General features: G+C 40.6%; 15 protein-coding genes, 1 tRNA gene and 1 pseudogene. 14 read left to right on the forward strand and 3 right to left on the reverse strand.

The window, feature by feature from the left end:
* Window positions 1-48: 48 nt before the first annotated feature.
* From AC5NT5_RS04520 to AC5NT5_RS04585, 14 genes are all read left to right on the forward strand, one after another.
* Window positions 49-642, forward strand: coding sequence for a FlgO family outer membrane protein (locus tag AC5NT5_RS04520; RefSeq protein ID WP_007583140.1), 594 nt, complete (start codon window positions 49-51; stop codon window positions 640-642).
* A 13-nt stretch (window positions 643-655) separates the two neighbouring features.
* On the forward strand, window positions 656-1,348 hold the full coding sequence (locus AC5NT5_RS04525) for a FlgO family outer membrane protein (RefSeq protein WP_024603281.1): 693 nt from the start codon (window positions 656-658) through the stop codon (window positions 1,346-1,348).
* A gap of 7 nt (window positions 1,349-1,355) precedes the next feature.
* Window positions 1,356-2,024: a FlgO family outer membrane protein gene (locus AC5NT5_RS04530; protein ID WP_024595022.1), complete on the forward strand. Its 669-nt coding sequence runs from the start codon at window positions 1,356-1,358 to the stop codon at window positions 2,022-2,024.
* Between the two features lie 72 nt (window positions 2,025-2,096).
* A tRNA-Arg gene (locus AC5NT5_RS04535) sits at window positions 2,097-2,171 on the forward strand.
* A 258-nt stretch (window positions 2,172-2,429) separates the two neighbouring features.
* Window positions 2,430-3,668: an integrase domain-containing protein gene (locus AC5NT5_RS04540; protein WP_494513449.1), complete on the forward strand. Its 1,239-nt coding sequence runs from the start codon at window positions 2,430-2,432 to the stop codon at window positions 3,666-3,668.
* Between the two features lie 10 nt (window positions 3,669-3,678).
* The gene (locus AC5NT5_RS04545; RefSeq protein ID WP_494513450.1) at window positions 3,679-4,737 is read left to right on the forward strand and encodes a hypothetical protein; all 1,059 of its coding nucleotides are present in this window, start codon (window positions 3,679-3,681) and stop codon (window positions 4,735-4,737) included.
* A 111-nt stretch (window positions 4,738-4,848) separates the two neighbouring features.
* Window positions 4,849-5,049, forward strand: coding sequence for a helix-turn-helix transcriptional regulator (locus AC5NT5_RS04550; RefSeq protein ID WP_039484739.1), 201 nt, complete (start codon window positions 4,849-4,851; stop codon window positions 5,047-5,049).
* Entirely contained in the window at window positions 5,049-5,429 is a 381-nt protein-coding gene (locus AC5NT5_RS04555) for a hypothetical protein (protein ID WP_494513451.1), read from the forward strand. The genes AC5NT5_RS04550 and AC5NT5_RS04555 overlap by 1 nt, the downstream gene beginning before the upstream one ends.
* Window positions 5,430-5,437: 8 nt before the next feature.
* Entirely contained in the window at window positions 5,438-6,322 is an 885-nt protein-coding gene (locus AC5NT5_RS04560; RefSeq protein WP_494513452.1) for a hypothetical protein, read from the forward strand.
* 364 nt (window positions 6,323-6,686) lie between these two features.
* Window positions 6,687-9,146, forward strand: coding sequence for an EcoAI/FtnUII family type I restriction enzme subunit R (gene hsdR, locus AC5NT5_RS04565; protein WP_494513453.1), 2,460 nt, complete (start codon window positions 6,687-6,689; stop codon window positions 9,144-9,146).
* A gap of 118 nt (window positions 9,147-9,264) precedes the next feature.
* The gene (locus AC5NT5_RS04570) at window positions 9,265-10,737 is read left to right on the forward strand and encodes an N-6 DNA methylase (protein WP_494513454.1); all 1,473 of its coding nucleotides are present in this window, start codon (window positions 9,265-9,267) and stop codon (window positions 10,735-10,737) included.
* Window positions 10,737-12,584 carry a restriction endonuclease subunit S gene (locus AC5NT5_RS04575; RefSeq protein WP_494513455.1) on the forward strand — a complete coding sequence of 616 codons (1,848 nt, stop codon included), beginning with the start codon at window positions 10,737-10,739 and terminating at the stop codon, window positions 12,582-12,584. Before AC5NT5_RS04570 ends, AC5NT5_RS04575 begins: the two co-directional genes overlap by 1 nt.
* A 2-nt stretch (window positions 12,585-12,586) precedes the next feature.
* On the forward strand, window positions 12,587-13,582 hold the full coding sequence (locus tag AC5NT5_RS04580; RefSeq protein ID WP_494513456.1) for an Abi family protein: 996 nt from the start codon (window positions 12,587-12,589) through the stop codon (window positions 13,580-13,582).
* Window positions 13,583-13,728: 146 nt separating this feature from the next.
* Window positions 13,729-14,079, forward strand: coding sequence for a hypothetical protein (locus tag AC5NT5_RS04585; protein ID WP_494513457.1), 351 nt, complete (start codon window positions 13,729-13,731; stop codon window positions 14,077-14,079).
* A gap of 27 nt (window positions 14,080-14,106) precedes the next feature.
* On the opposite strand, the gene AC5NT5_RS04590 is transcribed toward AC5NT5_RS04585, so the two are convergent.
* From AC5NT5_RS04590 to AC5NT5_RS04600, 3 genes and pseudogenes are all read right to left on the reverse strand, one after another.
* Window positions 14,107-14,391 carry a hypothetical protein gene (locus AC5NT5_RS04590; protein WP_494513458.1) on the reverse strand — a complete coding sequence of 95 codons (285 nt, stop codon included), beginning with the start codon at window positions 14,389-14,391 and terminating at the stop codon, window positions 14,107-14,109.
* Window positions 14,392-15,131: 740 nt separating this feature from the next.
* A pseudogene (locus tag AC5NT5_RS04595) lies at window positions 15,132-15,623 on the reverse strand (DDE-type integrase/transposase/recombinase); the annotation flags it as partial.
* Window positions 15,624-15,897: 274 nt separating this feature from the next.
* Window positions 15,898-17,565: a glycoside hydrolase family 32 protein gene (locus tag AC5NT5_RS04600; protein ID WP_240915856.1), complete on the reverse strand. Its 1,668-nt coding sequence runs from the start codon at window positions 17,563-17,565 to the stop codon at window positions 15,898-15,900.
* Window positions 17,566-17,722: the final 157 nt, after the last annotated feature.

Below are 17,722 nucleotides of genomic sequence, written 5' to 3' on the forward strand. Positions count from 1 at the left end.
GCATATAAATTGCTTTATCCTCAGTATGTTTTGAAGAGGATGGCAATTATGCGCCTTTTACTGCCTTTATTATTTTTAAATTTAGCTGCTTGTAACTTGGTGCCACCACCAGAACCAAGTGTGCCTACAGATGCACCTAAAGCGGCCATGGCTCCTTTTACGGTTAATGACTATGTAGTTAATTTAACGTCGCAACTTAACCACCTAAACGGAGCATTAAATGCTAATGCACGTGTTGGCGTTAGTAGCTTCTTTTATGCAGATGCACTAGATACAAAATTAGTGACAGGGCAAGCCTCAGGCTTAAGTCAGCAGATCCAAGAAAGTCTGCTTACACAATTTACTCAACTGGGTTATCACACCGTTGAGTACAGACTTGGGAATAACCTCTCTTTATCAGAAAACTCAGACAGTATTTTAAGTCGCGATTTAAGTAAATTACGTAATCGCCAAAATATTGACTTAGTTATCACAGGAACAGTGACTCGCCAGCAGCATGCATACATAGTTAATGCACGGCTTGTGAATATAGAAAATAAACAGGTGCTCTCTGCGGGAAGTACCGAGATCCCAATTAATGTAATGTGGGGCAATGAGAAAATTCAGCAGCGTGACGGACTTTTATACCGAAGCGAATACTAATTTGGAGCACAAAATGAAAAACCTATTAATTACATTATGCTTACCACTGGGCTTTGGTTGCTCTCAAATACTAGGCACAATGAATACAGACACCACAACACCACAAAGTGAGCAAAGCAACCAACTGGTGAGTAACCAACGCGACGTTGCAGCGCCTGTTTCTGACGATAACTTATTTCAGTCAGGAATGGCTCCACAAGATAACTACACAAAAGCAACACCGCCAATGCGCAAAAATATTAACCATTATGTGCGCGGCATAATGCAAGACATGGTTGAAAACTTACAGTACGTAAGTGAACAAACACCGTTAGCTGTTTCGAGTTTTATTTTTTTAGATGAAGACTACAACGATGGTAGCTTACTAGGAAACCAAATTGCAGAAAGCTTCATGCATGAATTACACAGCTTTGGTGTACCCGTTATTGATTTTAAAACAACTGATTATATGCGTGTTACCTCAACAGGCGACTTTGTATTTAGTCGCGACTATTTAGAGCTAAAACAAGATCAAAACTTTAAGTACGTACTAGCCGGTACGCTTGTAAACCATCAAGGTGGTGTACTTGTTAATGCACGTATTGTTGGGCTAGAAAGTAAGGCCGTAGTCGGTTCTGCACAAGGGTTTATTCCACAGTCGGTTGTTGATGCGCTTAATAGTAGCTATCGCACTGATGGCATAATGTTAAAACAAGCAAGCAAGTGAGATAATTATGTATAGTAAATTATTAAACCGCTTTATCGTTTTTTTTGCTTTAGCTAATTTAACTGGTTGTGCCTTTACTCAAAATAATGAAAGTGCTGAAATGAATGCATCTTCAACCACACAAGTAAATTATGACTTAGCAAGCATGCTTAAAACAGCCGAGCAAAAATCAACTCAAGACGATGCTAACGGCAATCAATTTATACCACTTCAGCACCATAAAACACTTTCTAACTATGTAGAGCAAATGGCACTTGATTTGGTTGATACGCTTGAGTATGAAAGTGATACCGACACCAACATTAATATTGCTGTTACTACTTTGGTCGATCTTGATTCATCGCTTACTAAAAGTAATCAATTGGGTAATCAAATTTCTGAAACATTAATTCATCAGTTACAAAAGTTTGGTTATGGCGTGGTTGATTTTAAGACAACCCAAACAATAGATGTAAATAGCCGTGGTGATTTTGCTTTCTCGCGTGATATTGAAAAGCTTAGCGAAGAGCAAATGGCGAGCCATGTATTAGCGGGTACATTAATTTATCGCAGTGATGCTGTTGTTGTAAATACACGTGTAATTAACGCGCATACAAAAAAAATCGTCGCGAGTAGTCGAAAACTAATCCCAATTTATGTACTAAATAAAGAAGATATATACTTATCAAGTAATTAAGTTCAGTTGTCGCTTGATATAAAAAACCAGATGCCGTTATAATTCACACCTCTAAGCACACAGCTTATTTGTGGCCTCTTAGTTAAATGGATATAACGGCCCCCTCCTAAGGGGCAGTTGCAGGTTCGATTCCTGCAGGGGCTACCACAATCACTATTCAGGGTGGTTCACCACACACCACAATTATCCTTTGACCCTTTATATGAAAGGCTTTAGCGTTTCACCTTGGTTCATAAGGTGTCGCCATAATTCAAATTTTTAGTTACACTGTTTGTTACACCGAACCAAAATTTAGTGATTGGTGTAACATAAAAACGTAACCAGATGAAAATTAAAGAAAGAATCAAAATTTTAACTTTTTTTGTTTTCTTAGCGCTGGTTACCAGTTCGACAGTGGAGCGTTAAATGCCTAAATTAGTTACCCCATTAAATGACACCCAAGTAAAAAAAGCGAAGCCAAAAGAAAAGGAATACCTTTTAGCCGATGGCAAAGGCCTTGCTCTGAGAGTTAAGCCAAATGGCTCAAAAATGTGGTTATTTACTTACTCTAAACCCTACACCAAAAAAAGAGCTCAAATTAGTTTTGGCATGTATTCAGATGTAACTTTGTCTGATGCTCGCACGAGTAGAGATGAGGCCAGAGCCTTATTAGCAAAGAACATAGATCCTAAAGAGCATAAAGAGGCATTTGCGAACCATAAAGTCGCTGAAGCTAAAAGTACATTTGAAGCCATAGTTAAAGAGTGGATAGCCCTAAAAGAGCCAAAAGTAAGCGCGCGATATGCTTTTAATTTACGAAGAGGTTTTGAGCTTCACTTGTTTCCCTCTTTAGGGAAGGTGCCCATTAGCAAGTTGTCAGCACAACAAGCAATTGCGGCATTAAAGCCTCTAGCCGCAGCTGATAAGCTGGATATTCTTGGGCGTATTTGTCGCAGAGTAAATGAGGTTATGGAGTTTGCTATTAACACCGGCCGAATACAAACAAATAACCTAAGTGGTATAAGTAAAGCGTTTGATTCTGCCAAGCATGAAAGCATGGCTAGCTTCACACCCCAGGAGCTTCCTAAACTTATTAGCATAGTGAATAGCGCTAATATCAAGTTGATGACACGGTGTTTATTTGAATGGCAACTACATACCATGGTCCGCCCTGGTGAAGCTGCCGGCGCCGCTTGGCACGAAATTGACTTTGAAAATAAGCTATGGAATATTCCAGTTGAACGAATGAAAAAGCGAAAACCTCATACAGTTCCCTTATCACCGCAGGCATTAGCTATACTCGAGTACCTAAAACCTATTAGTGCGCATCGAGAATTTATTTTCCCTGCTGATAAAGACCCTAGAGCGCATGCCAGCCGAGAAACTCTGGGCGCAGCACTTAGGCGTATGGGTTTAATAGGCAAACAAACAGCGCATGGGTTAAGAGCGCTTGCAAGCACCACATTAAATGAGCAAGGTTTTGATGCTGATGTTATTGAAGCAGCACTGGCCCATGTAGATAAAAATAAAGTTCGCGCTGCTTATAATCGAACCGACTACTTAGAGCGCAGACGTAAAATGATGTGCTGGTGGTCGGATCATATTGAAGAGGCTAGTAAGGGGAATTATTCTGTTACTGGCAGCCAACATTTGAAAGTAGTTTAAGGGTTAGCTAATGGATGAGTTTATAACTTTTAATGAAGCAATAGAGTTGCTAGACAAGCATCAAAAGGACAGCTATAGAAATCAGTCTATTAAGTTGATTGACCTATACTTAAACGCTGAGATTGATTTGTTTATAGAGTTCTTTGGTCAATATGGTAAACGATGTTTTCCGTGCTGTGCCCTTCCACTAAAGCATACTGATTTAAATGATATTGCGGCTACTTGGGATATGGAGCTTGATAGGCGTGTTGATTACTTGAGTTCTGAAATTACAATATTACTATATAAATATGTCGGCTGGCGAGAAGTTCCACTTCAGGATGTTACTGAGCTAGCTACTAAAGTTTACGAAGCTAAATACAACAATAAGCTTGCTGAACTAGAAGGTGTTGTAACTTTCTTAAATATTTACTCTGAAGAAATACTAAAAGGTCAGGTCGATTATTTCTATGAAAGTGAATTAGTTGAAATGGTGGGTATATACTGTATTCCTCATGAATTTGGCAGCAGTTACCTAAAAAGCCTTAAACAGATGATTGTTTATGGTAAGAATGAAGATGAGCTAGCTGAGTTGGGGTTTGATTTAGCGGATAAGGCTATCAGCAAAGTTGAATCTTTAAATGATGAATTATGGGTACTTTGTATGAGTGATACTCAGCGACATGTCTATGATTCAGGCAAAAAATTTATAACCTCGCTTGAGGCTTTTGTAAGGCCTGCTATTGAAAATTTCACTTTTCAGCGTGATCAAATCGAAACATATATAAAGAGTGCAAGCGGAGTAAAAAAGCGGCCTAAAGCGACTGAAAGGAACCAAAATATTCAAAAAGAGGTTTTGGAGGCTGGATTATATGAATTAGCTTACAACTATGAAAAATGCTTAAAAGGAGGGATTGTTCAAGCATCTAGAATTGTTGAGGCTATTTTCAAAAATGCTGAAATACACTGGCCAGACGGTTGTGGTATTGATACTAAAACGAAAGAAATAAAACGAATGCCTTACGAAGGAGAGACAATTGAAAGGCTCATCCGTTCCATATTTAAAAAGAAAAATCAAAATAAAGCTTAACAAAAACAAAAGATTAATTTAGCTTCCCGGAAGCTAAAGTTAGCTTCCGAGATTTTTATTTCTGAACCTCTAACATTCGCCTTGAACTAAAACGAAACAAGGCGAATCTCCATGAACAACAAAATTTTACGTTTTCAAGAAGTAACAGAACTCACCGGTTTGAGTCGTTCTACTATTTGGCGCAAAGAGCGATTAGGTGTATTTCCAAAAAGAAAACAGCTAGGTTTAAACTCAGTTGGTTGGCTTGAAAGTGATATTCAACGCTGGGTCGAGAAGCTACCATGTAGCAACATCTACAAAGGGGCAGCATAATGTGTGCTGTAAGCGGTAGTAACGCCGTAAGCCCTGCTCCTAAAAAGCCGCAGTCTAAAACAGAGCGAGCTAACTTATATATTCTTGCTCATCCTGAAGGCGCGACTGAGTTAGATATTTTACTTAATGCTGGTTTATCGAGTGGCAGAAACTATTTTACAGATCTTGAGCGTGAGTATAATTTTACTTTTGCACGCGAAAAGATACCAAATTCAGATGGTATCGGTGGTCATTTAAAATATAGTTTTAGCTCATTAGATATTGCTGAAACCATCATAAAAGCTATAAATAAAAGCCGCATTCATCGTAAATTAGCTGAGTTCACATCAGAGCAAACTACTGAACTTTTAAAGCCAATAAAGCACCTCCTGGGAAGCTAGGAGGTTATATGGTTAAGCTTAATGACTTAATTAACCGTGGTGATGTAATTAGTATTACTAACGGTGAATTAAATATTACTCCAAAAAGTGGAAAGCCGGTTCCTAGTGACTGGCTCCACATCTATCAAAACACTTTACTAAGCCAGTTAAGCAGTGTGATCGCACAGCCTATATACCAATTTAGACAGTTTAAAGTTGGACGATATTTGAGTAAATACGATGGCCTAACAATGAGCTTTACTGATTTGAGTTTCCACGAAGATTACTACACAATTTTTAACGTATCATTGGATCGTAAAAAAAAGTCAGGGCGCTTAAATGGAAAACTTTTTAATCCACCAGCACAAGGAGCGTTACTCAAATTCTGGAGTTGCTCAAACTTACCAAAACCTAGAAGGCCAAGTGAACTTTATAAAAAAATAAATATTATGAAAAACTACCTGTGGCAAGCTGAAATAAGAAAAGGTAATAAACTCGACTCTAAAACACTTTGCTTAGCAAACATAACATATCAGCAAATTATTAAGGCGGTTAATCGGGGCGTTTTAGCGACAGGCGAAGGGCAAAGCGGTGGCACTCGTGCGGCACTTAGCCGTGGCAATATAGCGGGGCATGTTTATGGGGCATTAAACAGTGGCAGCGAAAATGCTAATAGCCACATATACCAAGGCATAGAAAATGGTGAGACTACGAGTATGAATAACTACGTATATTGTGAATCACGGACATTAAATAATACGGAGTCTTATAGCCACGGTATAAGTAAACAAGGTAGTGCGGTAAAAGGTAATGCTATAGCCCCTTCTACAGAGCAAGAAGAGGGAATATATTTAAAACGAAAACCACAAGAGCAAACTGTAGACGAGTGGCTAGATGATTACGATAATGCTTAGCAGTTGTAGTAAACTTAAATATTGCAAAAATATCACCCGTTCACCTGTTCTAAAAACGCTTTTTATAAACGGAACAACGCGGAACAAATGGCGGAACAAATATATTTTTAAGTGCATGATAGAATAATACTTTGTTGTTTTATCGGAACATAAAAATTGGTAAATAAACGATTTGTCCTCTTCTCTATTTTGTATAGAAGTTACAATTTTATTTTTTAATATCTCATTATTTTGTTTACCTTTTATTTTGCTTATTAACCGTATTTTATATAGCATCACTAAATAGCATGAAACACGTTGAATCAACGAGTTGTACGCAAAGCCTTGTTGGCTTGTAGCGCAGTATTTAGGGATGGTTTAAGTTATGGATAAAAGAAAGCTCAGCGAAACCGATATAATCAGTAAGTTTATTCTGCCCGCAGTTAAAACCGCAGGGTGGGACGACATAACTCAAATACGCCAAGAGGTTAAACTACGTGATGGTAAAGTAATCGTCCGTGGGCAACTTGGTGTACGTAAAACGGTTAAATCGGCTGACATAGTGCTTTACCATAAACCCAGCATGCCGCTTGCTGTTATTGAGGCTAAAGCCAATAAGCATGAAGTAGGTAAAGGCCTTCAACAAGGCTTAGATTACGCCAGGCTGCTTGATGTGCCGTTTATATTTGCCTCTAATGGTGATGGCTTTATTTTCCACGATAAAACCAAGCTAGGCACACCTGATGCGCATAACCTCGAAACCGAAATACGCTTAGAAGACTTTCCATCACCCCAAGAGCTTTGGGCTAAGTATTGCGCTTACAAAGGTTATACACAGTCGCAACTTCCTATAATAAACCAAGCCTATTATGATGATGGTAGTGGTAAGCACCCGCGTTACTATCAGCTCCAAGCCATTAATAAAACAGTAGAGGCCATATCGTCAGGTAAAGACCGTGTACTCCTCGTTATGGCAACAGGAACCGGTAAAACCTATACCGCGTTTCAAATCATTTGGCGCTTATGGAAATCACGCGCTAAAAAACGCATCTTATTTTTAGCCGACCGCAACATATTGGTTGATCAAACACGTATTAACGACTTTCAGCCGTTTGGTACGTCAATGACCAAAATTACCGGCAGAACAATCGACCCCGCTTACGAAATACACCTAGCACTATACCAAGCACTAACAGGCCCAGAAGAATCTCAAAAAGCGTTTAAGCAAGTTGACCCTGACTTTTTCGACCTTATTATCATCGACGAGTGCCACCGGGGTAGCGCAAGTGAAGATAGCGCATGGCGCGAAATACTCACCTACTTTAAAGGGGCTGCTCAAGTAGGTTTAACCGCAACACCAAAAGAAACCGACGAAGTATCAAACACCGATTACTTTGGTGACCCTGCTTATACCTACTCCCTTAAAGAAGGGATAGAAGATGGCTTTTTAGCGCCATACAAAGTGGTACGTGTCGATCTCGACGTAGACCTACAAGGTTGGCGGCCAACAAAAGGGCAAGTAGATAACCAAGGCGAAATAATAGAAGACCGTATATACAACCAAAAAGACTTTGACCGCACAATGGTCATAGACGAGCGTACCCAGCTGGTGGCCGAAACTATTACTAATTACTTAAAACGTACAGACCCTATGGCTAAAACCATAGTGTTTTGTAACGACATAGATCATGCCGAGCGTATGCGCCGCGCTCTTGCCAACTTAAATCCAGAGCAAATGGCTAAAAACGATAAATACGTGATGAAGATCACCGGCGATGACGAACTAGGTAAAGGCCAGCTCGACAACTTTATAAACCCTAAACGCCCTTACCCAGTAATTGCTACCACCTCAGAGCTTATGACCACAGGGGTAGACGCTAAAACCTGTAAGCTAGTAGTGCTTGATCAAAACATCCAATCAATGACCAAGTTTAAACAAATCATTGGTCGTGGTACCCGTATTGACGACCGTTACGGCAAGTTGTGGTTTACTATACTCGACTTTAAAAAAGCCACCGAGTTATTTGCCGATGAACGTTTTGATGGCACACCAGAAAAAGTAATTAAAGTAACGCCAACCGACATTGAAAACGAAGACGTAGATATTGAATCACAAGACGATACAACCGGCGAAGAGCAGCCTGATAGTGTATTCGACGATCAATCAACCGCTGACGATACAACCGATGCCAATAACGACACAATTAATGACTCTAAAGGCGATGGCAGCCTTGATGGCGAGTGGGACGATGAAACTAATAAAATGGTTAAGTATCGCGTGTCCGGTGTTACCGTTAATAAAGTGGCAGAGCGAGTCCAGTATTACGATACCGACGGTAAACTGGTTACCGAGTCATTTATAGATTACACCCGTAAAACCATGAGCAAGCAGTACAGCTCACTGGATGACTTTGTAAAACGCTGGAATGAATCAGACCGTAAGCAAGCCGTAATAGATGAGCTTGCCGAAGAAGGCATTATTTGGTCAGCGCTTGAAGAGGAGGTCGGCAAAGACATGGACCCTTTTGATATGATCTGCCATGTAGTATACGACCAACCGCCCCTTACCCGTAAAGAGCGCGCAGATAACGTACAAAAGCGTAACTATTTCACTAAATATTCGGGTACCGCACACACTGTACTCGAGAACCTTCTGTTAAAATACGCCGATGTTGGCGTGCAAGAAATAGAATCTATGCAAGCACTTAAAGTAGCGCCATTTAATGAAATTGGCAGCCTAAGTGAAATAGTAAAAAAAGGCTTTGGTGGCAAACCACAATACGAGCAAGCACTTAAAGAGCTCGAGGCCGAAATTTACCAAATGCCAGCGCCTAAAACAGCCTAAATTGTTGTTTGCTGTCGCTATGTATCAGCTATAGCAAAGCATTAAACCATTTAAATTAAACAGCTTTCATATTTGCTTTTAGCCGCTGTTTATAAAAATAACTAAACAAGAGAATACTATGTCTATCAGTTCAGCTATTAAGTCTATTCAAGATATTATGCGTAAAGATGCCGGTGTCGATGGCGACGCACAACGCCTTGGCCAAATGTCGTGGTTACTTTTTTTAAAAGTATTCGACGCGCAAGAAGAAGAACTAGAGCTTGAATTAGACGATTATCGCGAGCCAATCCCCGAGCAGTATTTATGGCGTAACTGGGCGGCCGATAACGAAGGTATAACCGGCGATGAGCTTTTAGAGTTTGTAAACGATAAGCTGTTTATTGAACTTAAAAACTTAACAGCACCCATAGACAAAAACCCTCGCGGCTATGTAGTAAAAGAGGCATTTAGTGATGCTTTTAACTACATGAAAAACGGCACGCTACTGCGCCAGGTTATTAATAAGCTAAACGAAATAGACTTCACCGACTCAAAAGAGCGCCACTTATTTGGCGACCTGTACGAGCAAATACTAAAAGACTTACAAAGCGCAGGCAACGCGGGCGAATTTTATACTCCGCGCGCCATCACTAAATTTATAGTAGCAGTAACCGACCCAAAATTAGGCGAGTCAATCATGGACCCGGCGTGTGGTACTGGTGGCTTTTTAGCGTGTGCGTTCGACCACGTAAAAACAAACTATGTAAAATCGGGCGACGACCACCAAATACTTCAAAAGCAAATACATGGTGTAGAGAAAAAACAACTCCCGCATTTACTGTGTACTACCAACATGATGCTTCACGGCATAGAGGTACCGGTACAAGTTAAACACGGCAATACCCTAAATAAACCGCTTTCAAGCTGGGATGACCAAGTAGATGTCATCATCACCAACCCACCATTTGGCGGCACTGAAGAAGACGGTATAGAAAAAAACTTCCCAAGCGACCTGCAAACTCGCGAAACAGCCGACTTGTTCTTACAGCTCATTATAGAAGTGCTCAACACTAAAGGGCGCGCCGCAGTGGTACTGCCAGACGGCACCTTGTTTGGTGAAGGCGTAAAAACCAAAATTAAAAAGCTACTGGTAGAGGAATGTAACTTACATACCATAATACGCTTACCCAATGGCGTGTTTAACCCGTATACCGGTATTAAAACCAACATACTGTTTTTTACTAAAGGCACGCCAACAAAAGACGTGTGGTTTTACGAGCACCCATATCCAGCCGGTGTAAAAAATTACAACAAAACCAAACCAATGAAGTTTGAAGAGTTCAAAACGGAGCTCGAATGGTGGGGCTATGAGGCAGACGGCTTTGCCAGCCGAACAGAGACCGAGCAAGCGTGGAAAGTATCAATCGACGATATTATTGCTCGTAACTACAACCTCGATATTAAAAATCCGCATGTAGGCGAGGTAATCAGTCACGACCCAGAAGAGCTACTAGCCGATTACTCAAAGCAGCAAGCCGACATACAAGCACTACGTGATCAGCTTAAAGGCATATTGTCAGCGGCCCTTTCAAAAGATACTGAGGGCAAGTAATGGCTGAGACTAAAGCACTAAACACAAACGCAGAGCAGTTAATCACCGAACATCTTGATATTTGGACGACTGCCATAGAGCAAAAGTCGTCATCAGGTCGCGGTTCATCGAAAAAGTTTTCACTACATGGCATTAAAAAGCTCCGTGAGCTTATTTTAGAGCTCGCCGTACGTGGAAAATTAGTGCCACAAGATCCAACCGACGAACCCGCTTCAGTATTGCTTGAGCGAATAGCCGATGAAAAAGCGCAATTGATGAAAGATAAGAAAATCAAAAAGCCAAAAGCACAGCCATTACTCAGCGAAGATGAAAAACCGTTTGAATTGCCGAAAGGGTGGGAGAGTTCTAATTTAAATGATTTAGGCCAATTTCAGAAGGGGTATGCTTTTAAGTCTAAAGACTACTTAGAAAGTGGCTTTATGATAACTAAAATTCAAACCTTAACGGATAACCATATACAAAACGCTGTATACATTGATCCAAAAAGTGCGGAAGAGTTTAAACAATATCTTATTTTTGAGGGTGATATTGTTATGACAACAGTTGGAAGTTGGTTTTCCGCTCCAAAGTCTGCTGTCGGGAGGTCCTTTTTAATTAATAAGCAATTTGATAACTCTTTATTGAATCAAAATGCTGTAAGGATAAGACCTTATACAGGTCTCAACCCAATGTATTTATATCTATGTATAAACTCTTCAACGTTCAAAAGTTATTTAGTTAAAGTAGCACAGGGAACGGCAAATCAGGCTAGCATTACTCAAGCTAGTATCAAAAGTTTTGAGATTCTACTTCCGCCTGAAAAAGAACAACAACGCATAGTCGCTAAAGTTGAAGAGCTAATGAGCTTGTGCGATGCGCTTGAGGCACAAACTGAAAATAGTATTGCGGCACACCAAACATTAGTTGAAGTGCTGTTAGAAGCCTTGCTTAAAGCACCAGGTCAAACCGCAACAACCGAACAAGCCACAGCACAGTTTCAACAAAACTGGCAACGTTTAAGCGAGCACTTCGACACGCTATTCACCACCACCGCCAGCATCGACACGCTAAAGCAAACCATTTTACAACTAGCAGTAATGGGCAAACTCGTCCCACAAAACCCAAACGACGAACCCGCCGCCAAACTCCTAGAGCGCATCGCAGCAGAAAAAGCCCAACTGATTAAAGACAAAAAAATCAAAAAGCAAAAACCACTGCCAGAAATCACCGACGAAGAAAAGCCGTTTGAATTACCAAAGGGCTGGGAGTGGAGCAAACTTGGTAACACATCCATTTTAAAAGGTGGTTTTGCGTATAAAAGCACTATGTTTGTAGAAGGTGGTAATGCTCAAGTCATTCGGATGGGTAATATTAGACCTGATACATTTAGGTTTGAAGCTAACCCAGTTTTTATCACACATGAACTAGCAGAAAAAACGATCGAATATGAAATTGTTAGTAACGATATTCTACTTACAATGACAGGAACGAATGGGAAGAGAGATTACCTATATTCTTTAATTGTGAGTGAAAATGACGTCAAAGACAAAAGGCTGTTTCTAAATCAAAGGCTATGTATTTCGAGAATGTTAAATGTAGATAGTCGCTATACTAATATAGTTTTAAAGGATGATAGATTATTAGATGCTATTTACAGTAAATCGACAGGTACAGCTAATCAAGCAAATATAGGTATTGAGGCTATTCAAAATTGGGTTATACCAATAGCTCCATTAGAAGAACAACACTGCATCGTCGCTAAAGTCGATGAATTAATGGCGCTATGTGATCAACTCAAAGCCCGTTTAACCGACGCACAAACCACTAAACTTCACCTAACCGACGCCATAGTCGAACAGGCGCTTTAGCTATGGCTTATAGCAAACCTTGGCTTGGCTTTGATGAACAGCTTGCTAAATTACAACAACGCGGCTTGAGTGTTACCGATAAAGCCGCAGCACTGAATTACATTGAGCGCATAGGCTACTATCGTTTAAGTGGTTACTGGTACTCTTTTAGGGAGCGCTCAGGTAAGGTGTGCGAGATAATTTATAAAGGCAATAAAACTCAAAGAACTAAAGAAACCACCTTCCCTTTTGAAACCTTTAAAGCGGGTAGCTGCTTTACAGATGCGGTTGAGCTGTATGTGTTTGATAAACGGCTACGTATGCTTGCTATGGATGCCTTAGAGCGCATTGAAGTTGCCCTTAGAGTAGATATATCGCATACACTTGGCGAGAAACACCCCTTTGCTTATTTAAAGCCTGATTGTTTATTTCCCGATTTTAGCCAAGTACTTGATGGGCGCAAAGGTGTAACAAAACATCACGACTGGCTCAGCGGTCACGCTAAACTAATAAGCCGTTCAAAAGAAGAGTTTGTTAAGCATAATAAAGCGAAGTATGGACTACCTTTACCTATTTGGGTCGCCTGTGAGGTCTGGGATTTTGGCACTATGTCGCGCTTATTTGATGGAATGCTAGAGGCTGACCAAGACGCTATAGCAAACCGTTATGGTATCAGTAATGGTCGGATATTTGCCTCTTGGCTGAGGAGTCTGAATTATTTACGTAATGTATGCGCACACCACAGTAGATTATGGAACCGTAATATGACGGAACAGCCTAAGCTACCACCCAAAGCGGAGCATCCTTGGGTCAATGACTACATTACAAATACTCATGCCCAGGCTCGTTGTTATTTATTACTTCGTATCTGCTTAGTATTAATGAAACGAATAAACCCTAACTCTAGTTGGCCAGAACGAGTAAAAGACCACTTAGAGTCATTTCCAAACTTAGAACATTTGAAGTTAAACTTAGTAGGAATGGGGGCGCCAGACAATTGGCAAAATGATTGGCAATAATATTACAGCCATAAAAAAACCCCTAAGCAGTTGTTACTTTCGTAACATTACCGATAGGGGCCGTGTTGCTGATAATACTAACGCAAAGGCACAAAAAAGCAAATATATTTGGTGCTTTACTTACAATATTTATCAAAGGAACTGAAATGATTAAACACAAAATAACTTTTTTATTGATCGTTTTTTCAAGCTTTGCTACGGCCGATGATTGGGCGTCTATCGCATCAACACCAGGGTATGGGCGGATAGAGGTAGTGAGTGACTATTTGCTTTTCTCAAGCGCTAAGAGCTTTGACGCTAAAATCCCAAAGCTTATAAAAGAGGGTAGCAGTATTAAAATATTTTATAAGCACGATGACAAGGTAGTCACTCGTGAATTTGTTGTAGCAGGAATAAGCACTAAAGGTGATCTGTGTAGATTACATAGTGAGTTACCGTCAAGGTTTAGCTCAACACCAAGTGATACTATTTATGTAAAGTCTTGCCGCTATAAATAAAATACAAAACCCTCGCTGACATAAATATTATTTATTTTTAGGTTGCATGTGGGGGTTAAGTATTTGCAAGTAATAGCTCTTTGATTTTTTTAAATTGTTGAGCTCCTCTTTTTTATAAAATCCATAGGCATAAACAGCTGCGATTGTAATTGCCGCAATCCAAGAGACTAATAGTTCCTCTCTTAAAACAGAAAATAAAAACCCCAGCCCAATCCATAAAATAATGAAAAGTTCGTTTTTATCTTTCTCTATTTTCTCGATTGAAGAGGTTATATTAAGAATGGTTCTAGCCGTATCCATTTTATCGTCCATGATGGTAACTCTTTGAATGATTGGTTTTTAAATATAGGTTTATTTATATTTAAATTCAATTTTTGATTTGGTTATATAACGAAGGTTTTTTAATATCTACGCAGAGAAAGTGTTTTTGTTACACTGTAAGTTACACTGCCTGTTTTTTGTTTTTATTATGTTTTTATTAATCAGTTATTTATAGGTTTAATCTGGTGGTTGCAGGGGCTACCAATTAAATTTAATGAGTTATGCTTGAGTAGCACATATGTAGCGTGATGAGTTTATTAAATAGTGGATTACACTCAACTCTTATAATTGTACCTAGCCATTGTTTCACTGATATCAACTAGCATAGATTTATTACGAATAGCCCAGTTAAGAATAAAGTGTAAAAAAAGCCGAAAGGTTTTTTAAAGTTAGCCAATAAAGTTAAGTAGAAAGTAGAAACCTCATCAAATTTGAAATTAATTGACCGCTACATCACTCCTGATTTTTTATAAAATATAAATGATAAAGATTTCTAAAAATCAGCTTAACTAATGATGCATTAATTTCTCAGGCTTAATATTATATAGTTTAATTGATTTCTTAACTATTTTTAGGCGTTTCGTAGTTAGCTTGAACGTTCTTCAAAGTGATGTAGTTCAAGGCGTTCACATTCAATACCCGTGGTGTTTTACCTCTAAATGAGCCGTAAGCGTGCTGCTGATTGTAGTGTAGTAATGCCGTCATTCAGGTAAAGTTTAACTTTTGAGATCTCCAAAATCCAAATTAACGGTCGAATAAAACTCTTCTTTGTCGATTCTTTGTGGCCTCTTAACTTTACCATTTAAGTGAGGAGAGCCTGATTTGTTGGGACGAAATTTAATGTTATGCTCCATCAATTTGAGCAGTACCTTCTCAGCAAAAAACTCCATTGCGCGATCAGTTTGTACCGTCGTGTTGGAAATGGCATTTCTTCTATCACTTTATCGACAAAGGTAAGTGTATTGTTTGCCGTTCTACGTTTAAAGGCGTCTAACACGCGATATCTAGAGCAATCATCAATGGTAGTGTACTGATAAATTCAGGCGCGACTTTACATGTATCCATCTGAATTTAGTCACTAGGAATAGGCCTTTATTATCGAATGAAGTATTTTTCTTTTGCTGAAAAACTATTGGCTTTACTTCGTATTTGGTCAGGACTTTATGAATTGAGTCAAGTGATGGATGGAAGTTATGCTCGTGTAGAAGCTGATTTTGGAGCTTCTAGCACCCATTTTCTATTTGATAATAAATATTAGTGCTTGGGGTCTGTGAGTACGTCTATGCTGTTTTCTATGTATCGCTGGTAGCAATTTGAAGAGTAGGTCTAGATATACCAACGACGTCAAACTAGACCCACAACATTGTTTTTTCTTAAAGCTCAATCCACTTTAATAGCTGTTGAGTTTCTTTGTTCATAGAGAGATAGTATATTGAAACGATACCTATGAATCACACAATAACCAGCAACATCTTAAAATACAATCTAGGCTAAATTTCACGGAGTAGGGCCCAAGCCCGCATTACCTTTACTGCGAGTGACCGGGGCAACCTTGAGAGGGGTTAGCTCAAATAAACTCAGTTCCGTATTTCCTCCAATTGACTCGACCGATAGGTCATTTGCACCGGGAGCGCCGAATACAAGGTTTGAAAGTACAACTTCGCCGTTATTTACAAAGACCTCAATGGATGTTGTATCTACAATGATATCCAGCATGACAAAGCCATCGCGCGCTTGTACGGGGGACTTTCGAACCTCGCGGTAAACTTTGGGCATCGCATTGGCTATAGCATCCTTATCGCGTTTGACAAAAACAGTGTCATTCGCAAAGTTGTATCCAACGACAGAAAAGTGCCCATTGCCTTCCTTAAGACGGAAGCGGATCTCTTTAGCATCTGAGTCAGCGTCAATCTTAACCCGGAGTCGGTAGGCATCGGATTGAGGGTGAGGAAGTGCCATCTTCGACGCTTCCGTCACCCGAATATTGGATCGAGCTACTGTATTACCCTCAAGTTTGTCGATCGCATTGATGGGCTGCGAGACAAGCTGCGGCTTACCGTCTACAGACCGTAGCATGATGCGCCGTACGATCGAGTTGGCCCCCCCGTGCCACTCATCGGTTGGGAGTTTGGTGGCGTAGGCCCAGTTATTGAGCCAACCAATGGCATAGCGAGAAGCAAGGCGTTCGGCGTCATTGTGGCGAGGGTCTTCCCATGTCACTGCGGCATAAAAGTCGGCGCCGAAGTCTAGCCATTGAGGTTCATCGCTATCCACGGTGAAATTTTTTCCGTCCCATACTCCGGTCCAGTACAGGGTTCCCGTGGTCATTCCTTTTTTAAAGCCGTTCGCGCCAGTTGCCAGCACCCATCGTGTAGTTGCACTGTCACCGTTGACCGACATTTGGAATAGGTCGGGACATTCCAGAATCCCAAGGTCGTCGCGCTCGAACCCAGACTGATACTTCCAATGCTTCAAATCGGGCGACGTGTAAAAGCCGATCTTATGACCCTCAGCCAGCACCATCAGCCATTCATTGCGCGTGTCGTCCCAGATGATCTTAGGATCACGCCAATGCTCGGATCCAGGGTTGTCCATGACAGGATTGTCGTGGTACGCCTTAAATCGATAGCCGCCGTCAGTCGAGACAAAGAGCGACTGGCGCTGTACACCCTCGTGTTGTTGAGTCATGATGGCGATTACAGCGCCAGGGCCGAAGCCTGCAGTGTTATCGATGTCAATTACTGCGCTACCGGTTTCAATGTCGCCGAGGCCGTTCTTGTATTTGTCGATTGCCACACCGTGATCTTGCCAGTGCACAAGATCAACCGAGGTCGCGTGGTACCACTCAGTACCGTTTCCTATGGGATAATCGGCATTGTAGAGGTAATAGTAGTGCCAGATACCGTCAATCAGAATTGGACGCTGGGGATCGTTCATCCAGTGTTTGGCGGGGGTTAGGTGCACCGCGGGCCGATATCTAGCCCAATTAGCTGGGCGCTTGTATTTAGATGATTCTTCTGTCAACAGAGGCAACGGTGAAGAGCTAAACGCTGCTTCAGAACCTAATTCGACGGCCAGCGACATTCCTGAGCAGAACAACACGACCAACACGCAAATTGTCATATACCAGCGACTTGCAAATATTAAAATAAGATTGTGGTTCATAATTCCCCTTATTGGAGCACCGATTACAAAGCAATGTAATTGCGCAAAGGTACTCATTGAGCATGATAGATGATATTGGGCAGTACGAAAAACTTGTAAAATAAGGAAATGCAGTGCTTCAGAAATCACTGCTGTAAAACAAAAAAACAGAGCGACA

Source organism: Pseudoalteromonas sp. J2K-J599 (assembly GCF_059295115.2).